General features: G+C 75.5%; 24 protein-coding genes. 9 read left to right on the plus strand and 15 right to left on the minus strand.

The window, feature by feature from the left end:
- The first annotated feature begins 345 nt into the window (after positions 1-345).
- Both ABZW10_RS37495 and ABZW10_RS37500 read left to right on the plus strand, forming a co-directional pair.
- Positions 346-1278: a lysozyme gene (locus ABZW10_RS37495; protein WP_355375796.1), complete on the plus strand. Its 933-nt coding sequence runs from the start codon at positions 346-348 to the stop codon at positions 1276-1278.
- A 142-nt stretch (positions 1279-1420) separates the two neighbouring features.
- Complete coding sequence (locus ABZW10_RS37500; protein WP_355375799.1) at positions 1421-1702, plus strand: hypothetical protein; 282 nt, start codon at positions 1421-1423, stop codon at positions 1700-1702.
- A 71-nt stretch (positions 1703-1773) separates the two neighbouring features.
- Here the strand turns inward: ABZW10_RS37500 and ABZW10_RS37505 are convergent, their stop codons facing one another.
- The 4 genes from ABZW10_RS37505 to ABZW10_RS37520 form a co-directional block, all read right to left on the minus strand.
- A complete protein-coding gene (locus tag ABZW10_RS37505) occupies positions 1774-2727 on the minus strand; it encodes a GNAT family N-acetyltransferase (RefSeq protein ID WP_355375802.1) in 954 nt (317 codons plus the stop codon).
- A 343-nt stretch (positions 2728-3070) separates the two neighbouring features.
- A complete protein-coding gene (locus ABZW10_RS37510; RefSeq protein ID WP_355375804.1) occupies positions 3071-3901 on the minus strand; it encodes a helix-turn-helix domain-containing protein in 831 nt (276 codons plus the stop codon).
- Between the two features lie 79 nt (positions 3902-3980).
- Positions 3981-5138 (minus strand): oxidoreductase, encoded by a 1158-nt coding sequence (locus ABZW10_RS37515; RefSeq protein WP_355375806.1) that lies wholly within the window; start codon positions 5136-5138, stop codon positions 3981-3983.
- Positions 5132-6100: a ScbA/BarX family gamma-butyrolactone biosynthesis protein gene (locus tag ABZW10_RS37520; RefSeq protein ID WP_355375808.1), complete on the minus strand. Its 969-nt coding sequence runs from the start codon at positions 6098-6100 to the stop codon at positions 5132-5134. Before ABZW10_RS37520 ends, ABZW10_RS37515 begins: the two co-directional genes overlap by 7 nt.
- 225 nt (positions 6101-6325) lie before the next feature.
- Here ABZW10_RS37520 and ABZW10_RS37525 point away from each other — a divergent pair, with 225 nt between their 5' ends.
- On the plus strand, positions 6326-7033 hold the full coding sequence (locus tag ABZW10_RS37525; protein ID WP_355375812.1) for a ScbR family autoregulator-binding transcription factor: 708 nt from the start codon (positions 6326-6328) through the stop codon (positions 7031-7033).
- A gap of 75 nt (positions 7034-7108) precedes the next feature.
- On the opposite strand, the gene ABZW10_RS37530 is transcribed toward ABZW10_RS37525, so the two are convergent.
- Complete coding sequence (locus ABZW10_RS37530) at positions 7109-8308, minus strand: MFS transporter (RefSeq protein ID WP_355375814.1); 1200 nt, start codon at positions 8306-8308, stop codon at positions 7109-7111.
- Positions 8309-8450: 142 nt separating this feature from the next.
- On the opposite strand from ABZW10_RS37530, the gene ABZW10_RS37535 reads away from it, so the two are divergent.
- Positions 8451-8783 (plus strand): transcriptional regulator, encoded by a 333-nt coding sequence (locus tag ABZW10_RS37535; RefSeq protein ID WP_355375816.1) that lies wholly within the window; start codon positions 8451-8453, stop codon positions 8781-8783.
- A gap of 83 nt (positions 8784-8866) precedes the next feature.
- Here the strand turns inward: ABZW10_RS37535 and ABZW10_RS37540 are convergent, their stop codons facing one another.
- Positions 8867-9505, minus strand: a complete 639-nt coding sequence (locus ABZW10_RS37540) for a TetR/AcrR family transcriptional regulator (protein ID WP_355375819.1) — start codon at positions 9503-9505, stop codon at positions 8867-8869.
- A 142-nt stretch (positions 9506-9647) separates the two neighbouring features.
- Between ABZW10_RS37540 and ABZW10_RS37545 the strand changes: the two genes are divergently transcribed.
- Positions 9648-10403, plus strand: coding sequence for an SDR family oxidoreductase (locus ABZW10_RS37545; RefSeq protein WP_355375821.1), 756 nt, complete (start codon positions 9648-9650; stop codon positions 10401-10403).
- Positions 10404-10421: 18 nt separating this feature from the next.
- On the opposite strand, the gene ABZW10_RS37550 is transcribed toward ABZW10_RS37545, so the two are convergent.
- Complete coding sequence (locus ABZW10_RS37550) at positions 10422-11288, minus strand: NAD(P)H-binding protein (RefSeq protein ID WP_355375824.1); 867 nt, start codon at positions 11286-11288, stop codon at positions 10422-10424.
- Between the two features lie 109 nt (positions 11289-11397).
- On the opposite strand from ABZW10_RS37550, the gene ABZW10_RS37555 reads away from it, so the two are divergent.
- Positions 11398-11826 carry a helix-turn-helix domain-containing protein gene (locus ABZW10_RS37555; RefSeq protein WP_355375826.1) on the plus strand — a complete coding sequence of 143 codons (429 nt, stop codon included), beginning with the start codon at positions 11398-11400 and terminating at the stop codon, positions 11824-11826.
- Positions 11827-11845: 19 nt separating this feature from the next.
- Here the strand turns inward: ABZW10_RS37555 and ABZW10_RS37560 are convergent, their stop codons facing one another.
- From ABZW10_RS37560 to ABZW10_RS37570, 3 genes are all read right to left on the minus strand, one after another.
- Entirely contained in the window at positions 11846-13162 is a 1317-nt protein-coding gene (locus ABZW10_RS37560; protein ID WP_355375829.1) for an esterase, read from the minus strand.
- Between the two features lie 227 nt (positions 13163-13389).
- Entirely contained in the window at positions 13390-14601 is a 1212-nt protein-coding gene (locus tag ABZW10_RS37565; RefSeq protein ID WP_355375832.1) for an acyl-CoA dehydrogenase family protein, read from the minus strand.
- A 3-nt stretch (positions 14602-14604) separates the two neighbouring features.
- On the minus strand, positions 14605-15654 hold the full coding sequence (locus ABZW10_RS37570; protein WP_355375835.1) for a phosphotransferase family protein: 1050 nt from the start codon (positions 15652-15654) through the stop codon (positions 14605-14607).
- A gap of 176 nt (positions 15655-15830) precedes the next feature.
- On the opposite strand from ABZW10_RS37570, the gene ABZW10_RS37575 reads away from it, so the two are divergent.
- Positions 15831-16928 carry a hypothetical protein gene (locus ABZW10_RS37575; RefSeq protein WP_355375838.1) on the plus strand — a complete coding sequence of 366 codons (1098 nt, stop codon included), beginning with the start codon at positions 15831-15833 and terminating at the stop codon, positions 16926-16928.
- A 123-nt stretch (positions 16929-17051) separates the two neighbouring features.
- Here ABZW10_RS37575 and ABZW10_RS37580 read toward each other — a convergent pair whose 3' ends face one another.
- Both ABZW10_RS37580 and ABZW10_RS37585 read right to left on the minus strand, forming a co-directional pair.
- Positions 17052-17468 (minus strand): VOC family protein, encoded by a 417-nt coding sequence (locus ABZW10_RS37580; RefSeq protein ID WP_355375841.1) that lies wholly within the window; start codon positions 17466-17468, stop codon positions 17052-17054.
- A 10-nt stretch (positions 17469-17478) separates the two neighbouring features.
- Positions 17479-17928: a helix-turn-helix transcriptional regulator gene (locus ABZW10_RS37585; protein ID WP_355375844.1), complete on the minus strand. Its 450-nt coding sequence runs from the start codon at positions 17926-17928 to the stop codon at positions 17479-17481.
- A gap of 60 nt (positions 17929-17988) precedes the next feature.
- Between ABZW10_RS37585 and ABZW10_RS37590 the strand changes: the two genes are divergently transcribed.
- Entirely contained in the window at positions 17989-18498 is a 510-nt protein-coding gene (locus ABZW10_RS37590; RefSeq protein ID WP_355375847.1) for a DUF2199 domain-containing protein, read from the plus strand.
- A gap of 52 nt (positions 18499-18550) precedes the next feature.
- Here the strand turns inward: ABZW10_RS37590 and ABZW10_RS37595 are convergent, their stop codons facing one another.
- The 3 genes from ABZW10_RS37595 to ABZW10_RS37605 form a co-directional block, all read right to left on the minus strand.
- A complete protein-coding gene (locus tag ABZW10_RS37595; RefSeq protein WP_355375850.1) occupies positions 18551-19450 on the minus strand; it encodes a Gfo/Idh/MocA family oxidoreductase in 900 nt (299 codons plus the stop codon).
- A 165-nt stretch (positions 19451-19615) separates the two neighbouring features.
- Complete coding sequence (locus tag ABZW10_RS37600) at positions 19616-20323, minus strand: DedA family protein (RefSeq protein ID WP_355375871.1); 708 nt, start codon at positions 20321-20323, stop codon at positions 19616-19618.
- A gap of 176 nt (positions 20324-20499) precedes the next feature.
- Positions 20500-20742, minus strand: coding sequence for a hypothetical protein (locus ABZW10_RS37605; RefSeq protein ID WP_355375853.1), 243 nt, complete (start codon positions 20740-20742; stop codon positions 20500-20502).
- A gap of 140 nt (positions 20743-20882) precedes the next feature.
- On the opposite strand from ABZW10_RS37605, the gene ABZW10_RS37610 reads away from it, so the two are divergent.
- A complete protein-coding gene (locus tag ABZW10_RS37610; RefSeq protein ID WP_355375856.1) occupies positions 20883-21035 on the plus strand; it encodes a hypothetical protein in 153 nt (50 codons plus the stop codon).
- Positions 21036-21095: the final 60 nt, after the last annotated feature.

The following is a 21095-nucleotide window of genomic DNA, read 5'->3' on the forward strand; positions in this document are numbered from 1 at the left end:
TGACCGCGGCGCAAAGACGCGACGGCGCGGGGGCACCCGGCCGGGTGCCCCCGCACGGCTCGCGCGCCCCGGCCGCACGCCCCGGCGCCGCGACCAGGGCCGCCACGTCCGCCCAGGTGAGCGGGGCTCCGGACAGACAGGGCCGGAGACGGACGGGCCGGCGTCCGTGTGCGAAACGGGGCGGAAAGGTGGGGACCATCGCGATGTGACGCCCGTTCAGGATGGGGCCACCGATACCTGGCGTGCTGGCACGTACATGGCTACCCTGCTCCAGCCGGTTGCCGTCACCGGCAACCCGGCTGTCCGCAAATCCAACGGGTCGTCACCACGGACCAGAGGAGTGTCATGCCCAGCACTTCCCGCTCCGCCAGCCCCACCGGCACCACCCGCAAGCAGGGGAACCGCCGGCTCCCCGCGTTCGCCGCCCTCGCCACCGCGGTCGCCCTGGCCGTCGGCGTCGCCGCCCCGGCGTACGCGGCCGAGCCCGCGCCCGGCACCGCGTCCCCCTCCGACGCGGTCGCCGCCGAGAACTCCGCCGCCCAGCGCGGCGGCCAGCTGCCGCCGATCCACCCCGACCAGGACTTCGCCGGCTCCACCGTCGCCGCCCACGAGGGCCGGGAGGCCGGCGCCGCCCCCGCCGCCCTCGCCGTCACCCAGACGCCCGGTCTCGACGTCTCCAGCTACCAGGGCAACGTCGCCTGGTCCACGGTGCGCGCCAACGGCGCCCGCTTCGCCTACGTCAAGGCCACCGAGGGCACCACCTACACCAACGCGTACTTCACCCAGCAGTACAACGGCTCCTACAACGCCGGCCTGATCCGCGGCGCCTACCACTTCGCCCTGCCGGACCGCTCCTCCGGCGCCGCCCAGGCCAACTGGTTCGTGGACCACGGCGGCGGCTGGTCGAAGGACGGCAAGACCCTGCCGCCCGCGCTCGACATCGAGTACAACCCCTACGGCGCCACCTGCTACGGCCTCGGCCAGGCCGCCATGGTGAGCTGGATCCGCTCCTTCAGCGACACCGTGCGCGCCCGCACCGGCCGCTACCCCACCATCTACACCACGACCAACTGGTGGACCACCTGCACCGGCAACAACGCCTCCTTCGGCGCCACCAACCCGCTGTGGATCGCCCGTTACGCCTCCACCGTCGGCACCCTCCCGGCCGGCTGGAGCTACCAGACGATCTGGCAGCACGCCGACGCCGGCACCTTCCCCGGTGACCAGAACCTCTTCAACGGCGCCTTCGACCGCGTCCAGGCCCTCGCCAACGGCTGACCCCACCGGCACGGGTTCGGCCCGGGCGCCGTCGCCGGTTCGGGGGATTGCGTCCGGGCTTCCGGGACGGACCGGGTGGCCGGGGAATCCATGGCCCGGAAGGGCGCCTACCGGTTGTGCGCCCTCGGAAGGGAGAACAGTCATGCGTCGTCGGATCGCCGTGGCCGGGATGCTGGCCGCCGCCGGAGCGCTCGCGCTCGCCGTGCCCGCGCAGGCGGCCACGGGGGTGCTGGTGGTGAACGGCGTGGCGCAGCAGAACCCGGCATCGGGGTGCTACCCGACCCTCTCACCCGTGATCGTCGAGAACCTCACGAACGCGACGGTCGACGTCTATTCCGCGCCGAACTGTCGCGGGGTGGTGACGCGGGAGGTGGCTCCCGGGATGTCCGCGGCGACGGTCGGGTTCAGCTACCTCGTCAGCTGACGCCGACCTGGCGGGTGTCCTGCGGGTCCTGTCCGGACAGGACCCGCAGGACCGGCCCGGGGGTTGCGCGGTCAGACCGGGAGGACCAGTTCCCAGGTGTCCACGGCGAAGTGGGTCGTCATCCCGTGGGCCTCGTAGAGCGCGAGCGCCCCGGTGGCGTTGGCGGTGTCGACGCCGAGGGCGACCCGGTCGCGGCCCAGGGCCGCGTAGTGGCCGAAGAAGTGCCGCAGCAGGTAGCCGCCGAGGCCGCGGCCGCGGGCGGCGGGCAGGACCCCCAGGCGGTCCGCCCAGCCCTCGCCGGCGCGGTTGTCGCGGGTGCGAAGCACGGCCACGTCGCCGGCGCCCTCCAGCGCGGCGATCCAGGTCAGCGACCAGTCGAGGCGGTCGCCGTCGATGTCCTCCCACCACTGCTCGAAGGTGCGCGGCCGGAAGTCGAAGTCCCCGGCGAAGGTCTCCTGTTGCAGCCGGTGGGCGGTGCGGCGGTCCTCCTCCCGGCGGCAGTCGCGCAGGGTGATGCCGGGCGGCGGCGCGGGGACGGGGTCGGCCTGCGTGTCCACCCGGCGCGCCATCACGTGGTAGCGGCGCACGCGCTCCCAGCCGCGCTCCCGGATCGCGCCGGTGTCGAGCGTGGGCCGGGTGTTCAGCAGCAGGTGCAGGACCGCGCGGGAGGCACCGTTGGCCGCCGCCCGCTCCACCGCCCGGCGTTCCATCAGCGCGAACAGGTGCAGCGCGCCGGCCTGGTACTCGGGCAGGACGTACTGGTCGAGGTCGATCCGCTCCCCGCCGGACCGGTCCCGGACGAGGCCGTAGCCGACCAGTTCGTCGCCGTCGGCGAGCAGCCAGGAGTCGTGGCGGAGGTCGACGCCCGGGTGTGCCAGGTCCGACTCGACCTCGTGCAGTTCGGTCTCGGCCCGGCCGATCTCCAGCAGGTCCACCCGGTTGAGCAGGTCACGGACGGCCGGCGCGTCGCCGGGCCCGGCGGGCCGCACGGTCAGGCCGGCGGGCGGGAGGTGGGTCGTGGTCATCCTGGCGGTTCTCCTGATCGGGGGCGGTGGCCGACGGGCCGTCCGGACGGGACTGCCCCGCCCGGCGTGCGGGACGCGTGCCACCGGCGCGTCCGCTGCACCGTACCGTGGAGCGCGTACGACGGAGCGGGCGGCGGACGGCCGGTCGGGGATGGCGGTTCGGCGTGCGCTTGCCTGGCACCAACAGGAGTTCACCCCGGCGGACGTCCTTCGCCCTGGCGGCGGGTCGCCCGGCCCGGCCGCACCGGCCCCGGCCGCCCGCGCCGCCGCGCGTCCGAGCGGGCGTCGGCGGCCGGGCGGCGCGGGCGGCGGCGGGTCGAGGGTGGGTCGGGGGTGGGACCGGTTACGCGGACTGCACGGACTGCCCGGTCCGCCTGGACGGAAGCGACGGCAGCGACGGCAGCGACGGCAGCGACGGCAGCGACGGCACGGACGACGCAGCCGCCAGGGGCGGCACGGACGCGACGGACGGCACGGCGCCGACGAACGGCCGATCGCGGTCTGCGCCGGTCAGCGCCTCCAGCAGCAGTCGCCAGGCCGCGTCGTACGCCCCCGGTCCGGCCGCCTCCGGCGGGCCGAAGCAGACGTGCGGGGCTCCGTGCAGCACGGCCAGCAGCAGTTGGGCGACCAGCTCGGGCGGCCGGGGCGCCATGCTCCCCTCGCCCTGCGCCCGGCGGATCACGGTCACCAGGCCGCGCTGCACGGCGTCGAAGATGTCCGGCCCCGCCGGCCCCGCCGTGACCGACGACGGGGGCGAGGACGACACCGGGGCCGACGCCGGGGCCGACGCCGGGTCCGGGGCCGGCCGCAGCGGGTGCGACTGCGACGGGTCCGGGATGTCGGTGGCCAGCCGCAGCGCCGCCCGCAGCCGGACGTCCTCCCTCAGCCGGTGCGCCAGGTCCAGCACCAGCCCCTCCAGTACGACGGCCGCCTCGGTGCCCGGGACGTCACGGGCCAGCCGCATCTCCTCCCAGACCTGGTGCGACTGCGACATCAGCGCGCCGGCGAGCGCGCGCTTGGACGCGAAGTGCCCGTACAGCGCACCCTTGGTCATACCGGTCCGCTGCGCCACCGCGTTGAGGGTGGCGCGACTGTAACCCTGGGCGGAAAACTCCTCGGCCGCGGCGTCCAGCACCTTCTCCCTGGTCCGCCGTGCCCGCTCCTGCTTCATCATGTGCCCTCCCTGGGGAAGAACATACCTTTCTGAACGAATGTTCTCAGGGGCGGCCCCGCGCACGCCGGTTCCCCGCACATCAGGCGGAATCCGATCGGTGACCGGCCGTCATCGGGTCGGCGGCGAGGACCGTCCCGGCGTAGGCGCGCGCCGCGGCGTCGGCGTCCAGGGTGCGGTGCACCGCCACCGCCGTCGCGTCCCGCCACGCACGCTGCAGCACCGAGGACGAGTCCTGCGCGCCGACCCCGCCCGCGAGGAACAGGGCGTCCACCGCCTCCCGGCAGAGCGCGGCGGCGGTGGCGGCGTCGCGGCGGTTCTCGGCCACCGCCAGTGCGTTCACCTCGCCGCGGTCGGCCCGGGCGGCGGCGCCGTCCAGCAGCAGCCCGGCCATCCGGACCTTGGCGGACGCCCCGGAGAGCACGGTGTGCGCGGCCGGGTGCGGAACCGCCGCGCGCCGGGCCCCGGCCGTCCACTCGCGCAGCGCCGCGCGGGCGATGCCGAGCAGCGGGGCGGCGAAGACCAGCGCCGCGACCATCGGGTACGGCACGGTGTGGCAGCGGGCCGCGTCCTGCTGCGGGGCGAGCAGCGTGTCCAGGACGAGCGTGCGGCGCTCGGGCACCCGGACCCCCTCCGCGGTGACCGAGGTGCTGCCGCTGGCGCGCAGGCCGGCGGAGTGCCAGGTGTCCAGGACCGTCAGCTCGGCCCGGGGCACGGCGAGGACCCGGTGCTCGCGGGCGGACCCGCTGCCCGTCCAGGCGGCCAGCAGGATCCACTCGGCGTGGTCGGCGCCGCTCGCCAGCCGCCACAGGCCGTCCAACCGCCAGCCGTCGCCGCGGCGTTCGGCCCGGCCCTGGGGCGGGACCACCGAGGCCGCGATCCGCGCGTCCGGCCCGTCGCCCCACAGCTCGCGCTGCCCCTCGGGCGGGAGGTAGGCGGCCAGCCGCCCGTGCGAGGCGTAGAGCGCGGCGCACCAGGCCGCGCCCGCACAGGATTCGGCGAGCTCGGCGACCGCGGTCACGAACGGCCCGAACTCCCCTGCGGTGCCGCCCCAGCGGCCCGGCACGAAGTGGCGGGGGAAGCCCGCGCGGCGGATCCCGGCGGCGACCTCCTCGGTGAGCCGCCGTGCGGCCTCCGCCGACGCGGCGTCCCGGCGGGCCAGGACGGCGAGTTCGGCGACGGCGGGGGCGGGGGCGGTCATCGGGCCGGTGCCGCAGCCGTCGTCCGGGTGGTTCAGCACGGCGCCTCCGGGCGGCGCAGCCGGGCCTCGGCGATCGGACGGCCGTCCTGGACGGCGCGCACCCGCACGACCCCCTCCGGGGCGGGTGCGGCAAGCACGGCGATCGGCGAGCCCGGCTCTCCGAAGGCGAGGAACTCGGCGTCGAGGCCCCGGAGTTCGCGGCCAGCCGCAGCACCCGGGGTGATCGCGGCGACGGCCTGCCGGAAGGCCTCCACCAGCACCATGCCCGGCACGTGGTCCACCGCGTGGTCGAGGAGGACCGGGTGGTGCTCGAACGGCCGCAGCCACCAGCGGCCGGCGCGCTCCGGGTCGGCGGCGAGCAGCACGTCCTCCGGGCGGGTCTGCCCGGCCCTGGCGGCGTCGAGCGGCAGCGGGGCGGGCGGTGGCTGTTCCGGGGCGCCCGCGGCCTCGGTGGACCGTTGCCGGACGACCGCGTAGCGCTCGGGCGCCAGCACCTCCCAGCGCAGCCGGACGCGGCCCACCGGTCGCCGGCCGGCCCAGGCGACGCCCTCCAGGGCGAACCGTTCCCGGCCGGGCAAGGGCCGCCGGGGAGCGAGGAGCCTGCAGTCCAGGTCCAGGCCGACGTCCAGGCCGTCCGGACCGGCCGGGGGCAGCGGCCGGTCGAGGTCGACGGCGAGGCCGTGGAGGACGAAGGGATGTCCGTAGGTGCTGCCGTGGAAGCGGTGGGCCAGGTGGATCGCGGCCTGGCGGACGGTCTCGGCGAGCAGCACCGGGTCGGCGCCCGGTCCGTCCCGGCGGCCGAGGTGGTGGTCGCGGCTCCAGCGTGCCGCGACGGCGAAGCGCTCCTCCCCCAGCCGCGCCGAGTCGCTCAGCAGGACCTCGGCGTCCGCCGCCTTGTGCACCGCCTCGCGCGGTAAGTGCCGGTCGAAGCGTAAGCCTCGCCACCCTTCCCGGAGCTCCGGCCGGTGCTGCGCGGACACAACTGATGACAGAACATTCATGATTTTTTCCTCCCCCACGGTCGCGGAGGCCGCAGCGGGCCCGCTACATTGCGGTGCCCCGACCGGTGCGACGGCTCAGGAACATACCTTCTGGAAGGTTTACCGTCGAGCCGGAGTTTCCCGCCACCATGTCCAAATCGACCTGACCGACGCCGAGTTGAGAGATCCACCCGCGGACCCCACCCCGACTCGCCCCACACCCCCCACACCCCCGAGGAGCCGACCATGCCCGAGCCCGACCAGGCCGCCCCGTTCCGGGTGCGGCCCATCGTCACCCGGCGGGGCCCCGATCCCAAGCAGGACCGGGCGGCCCGCACCAAGCTGCTGGTGCTCACCGCCGCCGCCGAGCTGTTCGCGGCCCGGGGCTTTCGCCACACCGCGGTGAAGGACGTGGCGGAGCGGGTGGAGATGACCAAGGGCGCCGTCTACTTCCACTTCCCGACCAAGGAGGCCCTGGCGGTGGCCGTCGTCGAGCAGCACTACGCGCGCTGGCCGGCGCTGCTGACCGAGGTCACCGCCGAGGGGCACGGGCCCCTGGAGACCGCGGCGCGTCTGCTGGCGGGGGCGGCGGCGGCCTTCCGGGACGACATCGTCGTCCAGGCTGGTGCCCGGCTGCAGATCGAACGGCCGCAGATCGACGCCGAGTTGCCGACGCCCTACGTGGACTGGACCCAGCTGCTGGCCACCCTGCTGGCCCGCGCCGAGGAGGCGGGCGAGCTGCGCGCGGGGGTCTCCCCGCAGGCGGCGGCGCGCTCGCTGGTGGCCGCGTTCTTCGGCACCCAGCACATCTCGGACGTCCTGTACGAGCGGACCGACGTCGTCGAACGCTGGTCGGAGACGGCCGAGTTGCTGTTCCGGGCGATCGGCGCGGCCCCGCCGGTGACTCCGGCAGGCCCGGCAGGCGCGGCAGTCCCGACAGCGCCGGTGCCGTGACCACCGCCCCCTGAACCCCGGCCACGCGCTGCGGGCCCGCCGGAGTCACCGGCGGGCCCGCAGCGTCGGCCCGGGCTACCGCACCGCCGCCCGGGCCCGCTTCGCGGCGGGCGCCGCGGCGGCGCCGGCCGCACCGGGCCCCGCGCCGCGCGTGCTGGCCCAAGCGGTGGCGGCGGCCAGCAGGGCGAGCACGGTCGCCGCGAGCGGGAACCAGCGCCCGCCGAACAGGGCGATCGCGGCGCTGCCGACGCCGCCGCCCGCGGCCGTGCCCAGGTAGAGGGCGCTGCTGTTGAGCGAGATCAGCAGCTGGGCGTTGCCCGGGTCCAGCGAGGCGAGCCGGTGCGGCAGGGCGACCGAGACCGCCCACCCGGCCAGCGGGGTGACCACCGCGTAGGCGAGCGCACCGGCCATCGAACGCCCCGCCCAGGGCAGCGCGGCGAACGCGCCCGCCGCCACCGTGCTGCCGACCAGCAGCACCCGCCGGACACCGACCCGGTCCACCAGCCGCCCGCCCAGCCAGCTGCCCGCCACCGAGGCGACGCCCGAGACCAGCAGGACCAGGCTCAGCCGCTCCGCCCGCCCGCCGGTGGCCGGGGCGACCGCGGTGGCCAGGTAGATGTAGACGGACTGGAAGGCGAGGAAGAACACCAGGGTGGTGGAGGCCGCGCCGAGCACCCGCCGGTCGCGCAGCGGCGCCAGCCGGTCCCGCAGACCGGGTGCGGCGGCGGGCACCGGCAGCTCGCGCAGCAGCAGCGCCAGCCCGGCCAGGGCGGCGGCGCTCAGCACCGTCACCAGCCACATCGTCAGCCGCCAGTCGGTGCGCCCGACCCAGGTCCCGAGCGGCACGCCGAGCGCGGTGGCGGCCGTCATGCCGCCGAGCACGGTGGCCAGCGCCCGGCCGCGCCGCTCGGGGGCGACCAGGGTGGTGGCGACGGCGTTCGCGGTCGGGGTGTAGAGCGCGGCGCCCGCGGCGGCCAGTACCCGGGTGGCCAGCAGCGTCCCGTACGAGGGGGCGAGGGCGCTGAGCGCGTTGGCGACGCCGAAAACGGTGAGCGCGGTGAGCAGCAGGCGCCGGCGCGGCCAGCGGGCGGTGAGGGCGGCGAGCGGCGGGGCGAGCAGCGCGTAGCCGAGGGCGAAGACGGTCACCAGCTGGCCGGCGGCGGTGACCGAGACGCCGAGGTCGTCGGCGACCGGGCCGAGGATGCCGGCGGTGACCATGGTGTCGGTGCCGACGGCGAAGGTGCCGAGGGCGAGCAGGAGCAGGCGGACGGGCACGTCGATCCCCCCAGGAAGCGGACATTGTTGGACGTGAGGGCAACAGTTGGATGCTCGCCAAACAGTACGGATTGGTGGATGATTGTCAAACCGTCCCGTTCGCGCACCAACCCCGCGCCCGATCCCGAGGAGGCCGCCTGCCATGTCCGACGACGAGCGGCTGCCCCAGCCCGCCCCCGCCGAGATCGACCTGGTCACCGTGCTGCATGCGCTCGGCGACCCGGTCCGGATGCGGCTGCTGACCAGCTACGCGGACGGCGCCGAGCACTCCTGCGACCCCCGCCACCTCGGCCTGGAACATCTGCACAAGTCGACCGTCTCGCACCACATGCGGGTGCTCCGCGAGGCCGGCGTCACCACCACCCGGGTCGCCGGGCGCAACCGGTACGTCTCGCTGCGCCGCGCCGACCTCGACGCGCGCTTCCCCGGCCTGCTGGACGCCCTGCTCGCCGCCACCGTGGCCCCGGAACACTGAACGGCGGTGCCGTCCAGACCGTGCGACGAGCTCGCGAGGGTCCGGCGCACACCGCCGTCAGGAGGGGCCGGCCGGCCCCGCGATCAGAGCGCCGCCCCCGGCGCCCCCAGCATCCGGAGCACCAACTCACCGTAGCGGCGGCCGAGTTCCTCCGGCGTCTCGCTGCTGCGGTCGGTGTACCAGCGGGACACGTCGATGCCCAGCGAGGTGACCGCGCGGGCGGCCGTACGCACCTCGGCGACCTCGAAGGCCCCGGCCGCCACGCCCGCCTCGATCAGCGCGGTGACCTCGCGCTCGATATCCAGGCGCAGCGCCGCGACCACCCCGTAGGCGTCCTGCGGGAGCGCGTGCAGCTCGTAGTTGACCACTCGGCCGACCGTCCGCGCCCGGGCGTGCCAGGAGGTGAACTCCTCGACCAGGCGCCGCATCCGGGCCACCGGGTCGCCCTCGCCGGCCGCCGCCGTCCGGACCAGTTCGAGGGTCGCGGCGTGCCCGGCCCGGCTGATCTCGGCCAGCAGGGCCGCCTTGGACGGGTAGTGGATGTACAGCGCGGCCGGACTCATCCCCGCGGCGGTGGCGATGTCCCGGGTGGTGGTGGCGTGGAAGCCCCGCTCGGCGAAGGACTCCACGGCGGCCTGGAGCAGCCGGTACGCCGCCTCCGGGCGGGCGTCGGCGCCGCCGGGCAGGGTGGGCCAGAGGTCGGCGATGGGCGTGCTGGTCATGGCGCCATCCTCGCAGATCGGTCGTCCGGGCAGGCGTACGGGCGTTCGTCCCGCCGGGCCGCCGCGGGCTGTTGACAGGGTCCCGCACCGCCACCATGCTGAGCAAGCGCTTAGTCAGCTCAGTCGGGAAAGGACCCCCGCGGTGAACTCCTTCAAGGGCCGGGTGGCCGTCGTCACCGGATCGAGCCGGGGCATCGGGCTCGGCATCGCACGCGAGCTGATCGCCCGGGGGGCGAAGGTCTGCCTGACCGCCCGGACCCCGCAACCGCTCGCCGAGGCGGTCCGGGACCTCGGCGGCCCGGAGGTCGCCATCGGCGTCGCCGGCCGCGCCGACGACCCGGCCCACCAGGAGGAGGCGGTCACCCGCACCCTGGAGGCGTTCGGCCGGCTCGACCACCTGGTCAACAACACCGGCATCAACCCCGTCCACGGCCCGGTGCTGACCGTCGACGAGGCCGCCGCCGCCAAGATCCTCGCCGTCAACGTGCTCGCCCCGCTGGCCTGGACCCGCCGCGCGCACGCCGCCTGGATGGGCGAGCACGGCGGCTCGGTGGTCAACGTCGCCTCGGTCGCCGGGATCCGCGCCTCGCTCGGCATCGGCATGTACGGGGTCTCCAAGGCCGCGCTGATCCGGCTCACCGCCGAACTCGCCGCCGAGCTGGGCGGCCAGGGCATCCGGGTCAACGCCGTCGCCCCCGCCGTGGTCAAGACGAAGTTCGCCGAGGCCCTGCACGAGGGCCGCGAGCAGCAGGTCGCCGCCGCCTACCCGCTGGGCCGGCTCGGCGTGCCCGAGGACGTCGCGGGCGCCGTCGCCTTCCTGCTCTCCCCCGACGCCGCGTGGATCACCGGCCAGACCGTGGTGGTGGACGGCGGCGTGACCCTCGGCGGCGGCCTCTGACCGACGACCGGACGGGGGTCACCAGGCGGCGTCCGTTCCGGCGGTGATGACGTCCAGGGCCGGGCGCGGGGTGCGGCCGAGCAGGGCGGCGAGGTCGCCGGGCCCGCCCGGGCCGGCCAGGAAGCCGTGGGCGATCGCCGAGCAGGTGCCCGCGAGCATCGGGACCTGGAAGGCCTCGGCGCCGGAGGCCGCGACCGCCGCCCGCGCCCCGGCGAGGGTGCCCGGGCGGTACGCGACCGGGCGGCCGGTGCTCCGGGTGAGCGCGGCGGCGATCTCGGCGCCGCCCACCGCCTCCTCACCGACCAGCTCGTACACCCGGCCCGCGTGCCCGGCCGGTGCCAGGGCCACCTCGGCCGCGACCTCGGCGAGGTCCGCCCGGGCCACCGCCGCCAGTCGGCCGTCGCCCAGCGGGGCGGTGATCACGCCGTCGGCGTCCGGCCGGGCCAGGAATCCGAGGAGTTCCGCGTACAGGCCGTTGCGCAGGACCGTCCAGCGCAGCGTGGCCGACGCGCGCAGCCGCCGCTCGGTCCAGCGGTGGGCGAGCGCGTAGGCGAGGTGGTCGCCGTCGCCGGAGAGGCTGGTGTAGACGACGTGCTCGACGTCGGCGCGTTCGGCCGCCTCGATCGCCGCCCGGTGCCGGGCCACCACCACGTCGTCCTCGCCGTAGCCGGCCGAGATCAGCAGCAGCGTGCGCACACCGGTGAAGGCCGCGTCCAGCGTCGCCGGCCGGTCGAAGTCCACCGTCCGCACCGGGACGCCGGCCCTCGGCGCCCGCTCCGGCGTACGGCTGCCCGCCAGCACACCGTCCAGGCCTCCGGGCCGGGTCGCCAGCCGCTCCAGCACCAGCGATCCGAGACCGCCGTTGACACCCGTGACCAGCAGCATGGTTCCTCCAGGAACAGGGCGCGGGAAGTCGGTACCGGGCCGCCGCCCTGCTCGGCGGCCCGGGGACCATCCTGGGTACCCTGGCCGTCCGGCATAAGGAGGCACTTCGATGTCAGTGGGGCACACCGCGGTAACCACCCCGGCCGCCGCCGACCGTCCGGTGGTCTGGTGCGAGGACGGCGTGGACTGCGGCATCCGCGACCTGCTGAACCGGCTCGGCGACCGGTGGTCGGTCCTGGTGCTGGTCGAACTCGCCCAGGGCGTGCGGCGCTTCCGCGAGCTGCAGCGGGCCGTGCCGGGGATCTCGCAGCGGATGCTGACCCTCACGGTGCGCCGCCTGGAGCGCGACGGCCTGCTCACCCGCACCGTGCACCCGACGATCCCGCCACAGGTGGAGTACGCGCTGACGCCGCTCGGGCACAGCCTGACCCACCTGGTGCGGGCGATGGTCGACTGGTCCTACGACCACCACGACGCGATCGTCGACTCCCGGCAGGCCTGGGACGCGGCCAACCCCGAGTCGGAGATCGCCAGGTGACGGCCCGCCGGCCCTCGCGTCAGCGCTCGTAGCGGATCTCCGGGAAGCGCGGCGAGGGCCCGTCCAGCAGGTGGTCGTCGTGGCCGCGCAGCCAGCGGTCGAAGAAGGAGCCGACGTAGGCGCGGGTGGCGAGCACCGCCCGCTCCGGCCGGACGTCGCCGACGTCGCCGCGCACGGCTTCCTCCGGCACCGCGCCCTGGCGGGCGAGCTGCGGCAGCAGCGCCTGCGCGTCGGTGTACGAGCCGTGCCGGGAGCGGAGCAGGGTGACGTCCGCCTTCCAGCCGCGGGTGTGCTGCCAGAAGGCGGCCCAGCCGGGCTGGGCGGTGTAGGGGCCGGAGTCCGCGTTCTCGGTGCCCATCAGCAGGAACGGGCGGTCCAGGCCGTCCTCGGCGACGCTGCCCAGGTGCACCCCGGTGCCGTCCGGACCGGGGAAGTGCAGCTGGCCGTCCAGGTTGACGCCGGCCTTGATCCGGGGGTCGTCGTGCATCGTCTGGGCGGCGGTGAAGCCGCCGGCGGAGTGGCCGGCCATGCCGATCCGGTCGAGGTCCAGCGAGCCGGCCAGGGCCGCCGGGAGCCGGCCGTCGGTGCGCAGCGCGGCCAGCTCGTCCAGGACGAAGCGGGTGTCGGCGACCCGGACGGCCAGTGCCTTGCGGAGCAGCGCCCCGACGTCCAGTCCGGGCCGGGCGGCCAGCGCGGGGAACACCGAGGCGGCCAGGCGCCCGTCCGGGAAGGCCACCTCGGAGGCCTCGTAGGGGTGGTCGACGGTGACCACGACGTAGCCGCGCGAGGCGAGGTCCTCGACCAGGCCGGTCCCCCAGGTGCGGGGGTCGCCGAGCCCGGCGGACCAGAGCACCACCGGGCGCGGTCCGGCGCCGAGCAGCGGCGGGGCGTCGGGGCGGGCGTGGGTGCGGACCCAGGTCCAGTCGGTGCGGTCCGGCAGCGCGCCGTAGTTGAAGACGGCGGCGCCCTCCGGACCGCCGAAGTGCCGGCCGGCGCGCGGCACCATGTAGGGCGCGCGCTGCCTCTCGTGCGCCGGCCGGGTGGCCGGGTACCAGAGGCTGATCATCAGCTCGCGGGGGCGCCCGGGCTGCCAGGGGTCCTCCCGGCCGGTGTCGACGAGGCGCAGCGCGGTGGTGCCGACCGGGTAGGGGCCGGTCGGCCGCGGCAGGGTGGCCCGGGCCAGGCCCCGCCGCTCCGCCACGGCCGGGGCGGCGGAGGCCGGCGCGGCCGTCGCCCCGGCCGCGCCCAGGACCGTGGTGGCCGCCAGGGCGACGGCGACGCCCCTGCGCAGGCCCCGCAGACCCCGTGTGTCCTGTCCCCGGCCGCGCTCGCCCATGGTCCCCGCCTCCCCGTCCTTCGGTGCGACGGGCCGCCGCCCACCGGCCGGCCCGTACGGCGAAGGTACGGGCCGGAGCGGTGCGCGGACGTCATACCGCGGTGCCAACCCGCCGGGTGCTACCCGGGTATGACCCGGCCGGTGGTGTCGGACCCGGGCGCTACCCGGGCGCTACCCGGGCGCCGGAGGTCGGGCCGCGACGGGGGTTCCACGGCGGTGGCAGGCGTTCAGCGGTGGCGGCGCAGCTCGTGCCGGGCCAGCGAGCGCTTGTGCACCTCGTCCGGCCCGTCCGCCAGCCGGATCGTGCGGCTGAACGCCCACAGCGCGGCGAGCGGGGTGTCCTGGCTGACACCGGCCGCGCCGTGCGCCTGGACGGCCTTGTCCAGGATCCACTCGACGGTCCGCGGGGTGGCGATCTTGATGGCCTGGATCTCGGTGTGCGCGCCCCGGTTGCCGACGGTGTCCATCAGCCAGGCGGTCTTGAGCACCAGCAGCCGCAACTGCTCGATGCGGACCCGGGATTCGGCGATCCAGTCCTGGATCACGCCCTGGTCGGCGAGCGGCGCGCCGAACGCCGTGCGGTCCAGGACGCGCCGGCAGGTCAGCTCCAGCGCGCGCTCGGCGATGCCGATCAGCCGCATGCAGTGGTGGATCCGGCCCGGGCCGAGCCGGGCCTGGGCGATGGCGAAGCCGGAGCCCTCCTCGCCGATCAGGTTCCCCACCGGGACCCGGACGTCCTCGAAGGTGATCTCGGCGTGGCCGCCGTGGTCGGCGTCGTCGTAGCCGAACACGGTCATGCCGCGCCGCACGGTCACGCCGGGGGTGTCGCGCGGCACCAGGATCATGCTCTGCTGCCGGTGCTTCTCCGCCCGCGGGTCGGTCTTGCCCATCACGATGAGGATCCGGCAGTCCGGGTTCATCGCGCCGCTGATGTACCACTTGCGGCCGTTGATCACGTACTCGTCGCCGTCCCGCTCGATCCGGGTGGCGATGTTGGCGGCGTCGGAGGAGGCGACCTCGGGTTCGGTCATCGCGAAGGCGGAGCGGATCCGGGCGTCCAGCAGCGGTTCCAGCCAGCGTTCGCGCTGCTCGGCGCTGCCGAACCCGGCGAGCAGTTCCATGTTCCCGGTGTCGGGGGCGGCGCAGTTGAGGGCGGGCGGGGCGAGGTGCGGGCTGCGGCCGGTGATCTCGGCGAGCGGGGCGTACTGGAGGTTGGTCAGCCCGGCGCCGTGCTCGCCCGGCAGGAAGAGGTTCCACAACCCCTGCTCGCGTGCCTCGACCCTGAGGTCGGCGATCACCGCCGGCACCTCCCAGACGGGCCGCGCGGGGTCGGCGAGCTGGGCGGCCAGCACCGGTTCGGCGGGGTGGACGTGCTCCTCCAGGAACGCGGTGAGCCGCTCGCACAGTTCGAGGGTGCGCCGGTCGTGGGCGAAGTCCATCGGTCAGTGTCCCTTCAGCGTGGTGAGGCCGTGCTCGACGAGGAGGGGCGCCATGGTGGCGGCGCGTTCGAAACCGGCGCCGAGGGTGCGGCCCTGGCGGTAGCGGTAGTGGATGCCCTCGGCGACGACGGCGAGCTTGTAGCAGGCGAAGGCGACGTACCAGTCGAGCGCGGCGGCGTCCCGGCCGGTCGACTCGGCGTAGCGGGCGACGAGTTCGGCGCTGCGCGGGAAGCCGGGGGCGGTCGCGGCGGAGGGGATGAGGCCGCCGCCGACGCCGGCCAGCTCGGTGTACATCACCAGCAGCCCGACGTCGGTGAGCGGGTCTCCGAGCGTGGACATCTCCCAGTCCAGGACGGCGACGACGGCGTCCCGTCCGTCGCGCTCGGCGACCAGCACGTTGTCGAGCCGGTAGTCGCCGTGCACCAGCGCCGGCGCCGGGGAGTGGGGCCGGGTGGCGGCGAGCAGCTCGTGCAGCCGGTCGATACCGGGCAGCTCGCGGCAACGCGAGGCGTCCAACTGGGCCGACCAGCGCCGCAGTTGTCGCTCCAGATAGCCCTCCGGCCGGCCGAAGCCGGCGAGTCCGACGGCCGCCGGGTCGATCCGGTGCAGGGCGGCGAGGGTGTCCACCAGGGCCTCGCCGATGCCGCGCACCCGCCGCTCGCCGAGCGCGGCGAGCGCGGCGGCCTCCCGGTGCACGGTGCCGGGCACGTACGCCATCAGGTACCAGGGCGCGCCGAGCACCTCCGCCCCGGGATCGAGGTGGACGGTGGCGGGCACCGGCACGCCGGTGTCGCGCAGCGCGGTCATCACCCGGTACTCACGGCCCATGTCGTGCGCGGTGGCGAGCACGTGCCCGAGCGGGGGCCGGCGCAGCACCCAGACCGTGACGCCGTCGGTGAGCCGGTAGCTGAGGTTGGAGCGACCGCCCTCGATCAGCTCGGCGCGCAGCGGGCCGGCGACGGTGCCGGGCAGCTCGCGGTCGAGATGGGCGCGCAGCCGCTCCAGGTCCGGCCCGGGCGGGGCGGCGGGGGGCTCCGGCGGGGTCTCGGGCACGGGCACTCTCCATTCGTCGACCGGCGGCACCGTCGTTGACTAAGCGCTTGCTCAGCATTCAGTCGACGGCCGCGCCCTGTCAATCCCCGCCCGCGGCTCCCGGAGCCTCCCGATGTCCCCCGGCGCCCGCCCGGCCTCGCACCCGCCCTCCCTGACGGACCGCCACAATGGGCGCCATGAGGTTGATCCACACCGTCGCCGGCGTGCTGCTCCTGCTGCTCGTCATCGCCAGCATCCTGCGCACGCTCGTCGTCCCGCGCGGCCTGTACTCCTCCCTGGTGCACGGCCTGTGGCGGGGCCTGCGAACGGCGCTGCGGATCGCCGCCGCACCGTTCGGCAGCTACCACGCGCAGGACCGGGCGCAGACCTGGCTGGCCCCGCTGATGCTCACCGGCATGCTGGCGGTCTGGCTCGGCGGCATGCTCGTCGCCTACACGCTGCTGCTGCACGGCACCTCGCAGCTGGACTGGGACGTCTCCATCCGCGAGGCGGGTTCCAGCCTCTTCACCCTCGGCTTCGCCAGCGGCGAGCGGCTGCGCCTGTCGCTGATCGACTTCCTCGCCGCCGCCAGCGGCCCCCTGGTGATCGCCCTGCAGATCGCCTACCTGCCGACCCTCTACGCCGCCTACAACCGGCGCGAGCTGGAGGTCACCCTGCTGCAGTCCCGGGCCGGCGAGCCCGCCTGGGGCCCCGAACTCCTGGCCCGGCAGTCCCTGGTGGACACCGAGACCGCCCTCCCCCAGCTCTACCGGGACTGGGAACGGCTGGCCGCCGACATCGGCGAGAGCCACTCCAACTACCCCGTGCTGATCTCCTTCCGCTCCCCGCGCGCCAACCGCAGCTGGGTGGTCGGGCTGATCGCCGTCATGGACGCCGCCGCCGTCCACCTGGCCGTCTGCCCGCGCACCGCCCCGCCGGAGGCCCGGCTGGTGCTGCGCGCCGGGTTCACCGCGCTGCGCGACATCGGCCGGTCGCTGCGGGTGGACTTCGACGACGACCCGTCCCCGGACGCGCCGATCCGCCTCGGCTTCGCCGAGTTCGACGCCGCCGTGGCCATGCTCGCCGCCGCCGGCTTCCCGCACGAGCGGCCCGCCGCCGAGGCCTGGCCGCACTTCCACGGCTGGCGGGTCAACTACGAGTCGCTCGCCTACGAGCTGGCCCGCCGCAGCGACGCCGTGCCCGCGCTGTGGACCGGCCCGCGGGACTTCCGCGCCCCGGCGGTCCCCCCGGCCCGCCCCGCCGACCGCCGCCCCGCGGCCGGGCCGGGGAAGTGAGCGCGACGCAGGCACGAACGCGGCGCACGCACGAACGCGGCGCAGGCACGAGCACGGCGCAGGCACGAACGCGGCCACCGGCGATCGGGGTGATCACCGGTGGCCGCGCGCCGGCGCGAGGGGCTACTTGGCCCGTCGCTGGGTGAAGCGCAGCATGTTGCCGGCCGGGTCGCGGAAGGCGCAGTCGCGCACGCCGTACGGCTGGTCGATCGGCTCCTGGAGCACCTCACCGCCCGCCGAGCGGATTCGCTCGAAGGTCGCGTCGCAGTCCTCGGTGGCGAAGATGACCGCCCGCAGCAGGCCCTTGGCCAGCAGCTCCGCCATCGCCTTCCGGTCGGCCGGCGAGGCGTTCGGGTCCGCCAGCGGCGGCTCCAGCACGATGTCCACGTCGGGCTGCGACGGAGCGCCGACCGTCACCCAGCGCATGTTCTCGAAGCCCACGTCGTTGCGGACCTCCAGGCCCAGCACGTCGCGGTAGAAGGCGAGCGCCTTGTCGTGGTCGTCGACGGCGATGAAGCACTGTGAAAGCTTGATGTCCATGGGCCTCACGCTACGGGTGGGGCGGGAGTTCCGCTTCTCCGTTCCTGACCGGTGTCCGCTCCCGGCCCGTGTTCCTGACCGGTCGTGTGTAGAGCTTGGCGTAACACGCCGGGATCGCGGCGCCCTCCTCGTGGCCCCGCGCCCGGTAGGCGCTCGGACTCTGGCCGACCAGCTCGGTGAACCGCGAGCTGAACGAGCCCAGCGAGGTGCAGCCCACCTCGAAGCACACCTCGGTGACCGACAGGTCCCCGCGCCGCAGCAGCGCCTTGGCCCGCTCGATCCGCCGGGTCATGAGGTAGCTGTACGGCGTCTCCCCGAACGCCGCCCGGAAGCTGCGCGAGAAGTGCCCCGGCGACATCAGCGCGACCCGCGCCAGCGCCGGTACGTCCAGCGGCCGCGCGTACTCGCGGTCCATCGCGTCACGGGCCCGGCGCAGCCGGGCGAGGTCCTCCAGGTTCACCCCTCCACCCTCCCACGCGGCGGTGACAGTGCCCCCCACCGGCTCGTTATGCTCTGCGCCATGCCGACGACCGAACACTCCTTCGCCTGCGCGTGCTGCCAGGGGCAGCACGACGGCCCGCCGCGCTCCTACGGCTCCCCGGCCCCGGTGAGCTGGAAGCCGCGGTACGCCCGGCGCAAGGACAGCGGGCTCACCGCGGACCAGTGCGTGATCAAGGACCTGGAGTTCTACGTCCACGGTCTGATCGAGATCCCGGTGCGGGACGGCGGCGAGCCCTTCTCCTGGGGCGTCTGGGTGTCGCTGAGCGAGACGAACTTCGCGCGGATGCACGAGCTGTGGGAGGACCCGGCCCGGGAGCAGGAGCCCGCGTACTTCGGCTGGCTGACGACCGAGCTGCCGGTCTACCCGCAGTCCACGCTGCTGCTCAAGACCCACGTCCGCACCCGGGCGGTCGGCATGCGCCCGCTGATCGAGCTGGAGCCGACCGACCACCCGCTCGCCGTCGAGCAGCGCGAGGGCATCACCGAGGACCGGGTGCGGGAGTTCGCGCAGCTGCTGCTGCGCGGCTGACGGCGGGCGGGTGGCCGGTCGGCGGCGGCCAGGCGGTCGGACGGCCGGACGGTCAGACCGCGACGGTGGCGCCGGTGGCCAGCGAGCGCTCGGCGGCGGCCAGGATCTCGACGGTGCGCAGACCGAAGGCGGCCGAGCAGGGGTGCGGCTCGCCGGTGCGGGCGGCGGTCGCCAGGGCGTCCAGGGCGCGGTGGAAGGCCGCGACCGGCCCCTCCCCGCGCTCCGGCAGCCGGACGGTGCCGGACCGCCCGCGCAGTTCCATCCCGGTGCCGCCGCCGGCGACCGGGGCGGTCAGGCTCAGCGCGAGGGTGCTGGAGGCGTCGCCGACGTGGCGCAGCACCAGGTGGACGGTGTCCAGCGGGCCGGCCACGGCGGTGACCGAGACGGCGTCGCCGATCACCGGGAGCAGCACGGAGAGCGCGTGCGGGCCGACGTCCCAGAGCGCGCCCTTCTCCTTGCGCCACGCCGAGGCCGCGTAGGGGCTGGCGGAGTCGGGGGCGAACACCGAGCCGAGCCAGTCCGAGCGGCCGGTGAACCAGCCGCCGACCGCCGCCTGCTCCTCGATCCAGGGCAGCTGGTCGCCGCCGAAGCGGACGGTGAAGAAGACCACCGAGGCGACGCCGTTCGCGGCGGTGGCCTCGACCACCCGGCGGGCGTCGGGGACGGTGAGCGCCACCGGCTTGTCGAGCAGCAGGTGGCAGCCGGCCTCGGCGGCGCGCACCGCGAGGTCGGCCTGCACGGTGGGCGGCAGGGCGATGGAGACGGCGTCGACCTCGTCGAGCAGCCGGTCGAGGTCGGCGTGACCGGGGACGCCGTACTGGGCGCCGAGCTCGGCAGCCGCCTCGGGGCGGCGGCCCCAGACGCCCGCGAACTCGACGCCGGGGTGGTCGGCGAGGACGGGCGCGTGCACCCGCCCCGCCCAGGTGCCGGTGCCCAGGAGTCCGATCCGCATGCTGTTTCCCACTTCTCCGTCGTGTTCGAGTGTCGTGTCGGGGTGTCGTGCTCGGGTCCCGCCCCACGCGAACGCCGCCGCCGGAAGACGTCCGGCGGCGGCGGGCGCGGTGGTCCGGGTGGACCAGGGGTGGGCCCGGGGTGGGCCCGGGAGGGTCCGGGTCGGTCAGTCCGCGGCGGGCGCGGTGATCGTCGGGGTGGCGGGCGACTCGGCCGGCGTCTGCTGCGCTTCCTTCGCCTCCTGCGCCGCCGCGTCCTCGGCCTCGTGCGCCTTGGCGGTCTTCGCCGCCCGGCGCTTCATCAGCCAGGCCGACAGCGCGCCGCCGGCCGCGGCGACCAGCAGGCCGATCCAGGAGAACTTCGAGAGCCACTGCTCGGCGACCTTGCCGACCTGGTAGACCAGCAGGGTGGTGCCGCCGGCCCAGACGACGCCGCCCAGGACGTTGGCGATCAGGAACTTCCAGTACGGCATCTTCAGCGCGCCGGCGAGCGGCCCGGCGAAGATGCGCAGCAGGGCGATGAAGCGGCCGAAGAAGACCGCCCACATGCCCCACTTCTGGAAGGAGCGTTCGGCGGTGGCCAGGTGGCTGGGGCCGAAGTGCTTGGGGAACTTCCGCCCGAGCTTCTCGAACAGCGGCTTGCCGCCCTTGCGGCCGATCGAGTAGCCGATCGAGTCGCCGATGATCGCGCCGAGGATGGCGGCGACCGCCACCCAGACCGGGCTGACCACGCCGCGCGCGGACAGCAGGGCGGCGGAGACCAGGGCGATCTCCCCGGGAAGCGGGATCCCCAGCGACTCCAGTCCGATGATCAGTGCAACCAGGGCGTACACCGCACCCGGTGGTACGCCTTCGATCCAGGCGTCGATGTGCAGCAAGGCCAGTACCTCCGTGGCAGGACGGGACCCGCGGCAGCCCCGGCCGGGCCCCGTCCAGGTCCCCGCGGCGCGCACGCCGGTCCCGACGTCGTCTCGAATGGCGGCACCAGGCCGCTCCCCGAAGTGCAGCCTAACGTGCCGGGCGGCCCGTCCCCCTGGCCGATCACCCCTGCTTAGGACGTACGGACCGGCTCCCCGGTTCCGGGCGCCCGCCGGCCGCCCGCGCCGGCCGTACCGCCCTCGCCGTCCGTGCGCTCGGCGAAGCGCAGCGCGATCACCGACGGCCGCTGCTTCACCCGGGCCGCGAGCGGCAGCGGGGTGCGGACGATGCCCCGGCCGCCCTCGGGGCAGACCTCGCGGACCCCGGTGACGCCCGGGTGGGCGGTGGTCGGCTTGGCCCGCTCGTCGGCGTTCATCCCGAAGGGCATCGGCGGCGACCGGCCCGGCGCGCTCGCACTGCTGGAGGACACCGAGCCGGGTGGCCCGTGGGAGGACGCGGTCACCGCCGTGCTCACCGCGCTGTGCCGCCCCGGCGACCAGCGGGCGGCCGACCGGGATGTACTGGGGCACCATCCAACTGATCGCCAACTGGGCCTCCAACACCGGCAGGTGTCTGGGCATCGGATCCGGAGCGGCGATCTACCACCGCTACTACGTCCCGATGTACGCCACCGGCGCCTACGGCATTCCGTACCGCCGCAACTGCTGACCCACCCCGACCGGACGGGGCGGGGCCGGCGCGGGCGCCCCGCCCGGCCGGCCGCCCGGG

Origin of the sequence: Kitasatospora sp. NPDC004723 (genome assembly GCF_040609255.1) — a bacterium.
Lineage (GTDB): Bacteria > Actinomycetota > Actinomycetes > Streptomycetales > Streptomycetaceae > Kitasatospora.

What these genes read in the sequence shown, in the direction of transcription:
- ABZW10_RS37505 (WP_355375802.1), bottom strand. Translation starts at nt 2,727, where the DNA reads ATGACCACGACCCACCTCCCGCCCGCCGGCCTGACCGTGCGGCCCGCC.
- ABZW10_RS37500 (WP_355375799.1), top strand. Translation starts at nt 1,421, where the DNA reads ATGCGTCGTCGGATCGCCGTGGCCGGGATGCTGGCCGCCGCCGGAGCG.
- ABZW10_RS37540 (WP_355375819.1), bottom strand. Translation starts at nt 9,505, where the DNA reads ATGACCAGCACGCCCATCGCCGACCTCTGGCCCACCCTGCCCGGCGGC.
- ABZW10_RS37575 (WP_355375838.1), top strand. Translation starts at nt 15,831, where the DNA reads ATGAGGTTGATCCACACCGTCGCCGGCGTGCTGCTCCTGCTGCTCGTC.
- ABZW10_RS37555 (WP_355375826.1), top strand. Translation starts at nt 11,398, where the DNA reads ATGTCAGTGGGGCACACCGCGGTAACCACCCCGGCCGCCGCCGACCGT.
- ABZW10_RS37580 (WP_355375841.1), bottom strand. Translation starts at nt 17,468, where the DNA reads ATGGACATCAAGCTTTCACAGTGCTTCATCGCCGTCGACGACCACGAC.
- ABZW10_RS37560 (WP_355375829.1), bottom strand. Translation starts at nt 13,162, where the DNA reads ATGGGCGAGCGCGGCCGGGGACAGGACACACGGGGTCTGCGGGGCCTG.
- ABZW10_RS37520 (WP_355375808.1), bottom strand. Translation starts at nt 6,100, where the DNA reads ATGAATGTTCTGTCATCAGTTGTGTCCGCGCAGCACCGGCCGGAGCTC.
- ABZW10_RS37510 (WP_355375804.1), bottom strand. Translation starts at nt 3,901, where the DNA reads ATGATGAAGCAGGAGCGGGCACGGCGGACCAGGGAGAAGGTGCTGGAC.
- ABZW10_RS37550 (WP_355375824.1), bottom strand. Translation starts at nt 11,288, where the DNA reads ATGCTGCTGGTCACGGGTGTCAACGGCGGTCTCGGATCGCTGGTGCTG.
- ABZW10_RS37525 (WP_355375812.1), top strand. Translation starts at nt 6,326, where the DNA reads ATGCCCGAGCCCGACCAGGCCGCCCCGTTCCGGGTGCGGCCCATCGTC.
- ABZW10_RS37595 (WP_355375850.1), bottom strand. Translation starts at nt 19,450, where the DNA reads ATGCGGATCGGACTCCTGGGCACCGGCACCTGGGCGGGGCGGGTGCAC.
- ABZW10_RS37590 (WP_355375847.1), top strand. Translation starts at nt 17,989, where the DNA reads ATGCCGACGACCGAACACTCCTTCGCCTGCGCGTGCTGCCAGGGGCAG.
- ABZW10_RS37495 (WP_355375796.1), top strand. Translation starts at nt 346, where the DNA reads ATGCCCAGCACTTCCCGCTCCGCCAGCCCCACCGGCACCACCCGCAAG.
- ABZW10_RS37605 (WP_355375853.1), bottom strand. Translation starts at nt 20,742, where the DNA reads ATGAACGCCGACGAGCGGGCCAAGCCGACCACCGCCCACCCGGGCGTC.
- ABZW10_RS37535 (WP_355375816.1), top strand. Translation starts at nt 8,451, where the DNA reads ATGTCCGACGACGAGCGGCTGCCCCAGCCCGCCCCCGCCGAGATCGAC.
- ABZW10_RS37565 (WP_355375832.1), bottom strand. Translation starts at nt 14,601, where the DNA reads ATGGACTTCGCCCACGACCGGCGCACCCTCGAACTGTGCGAGCGGCTC.
- ABZW10_RS37610 (WP_355375856.1), top strand. Translation starts at nt 20,883, where the DNA reads ATGTACTGGGGCACCATCCAACTGATCGCCAACTGGGCCTCCAACACC.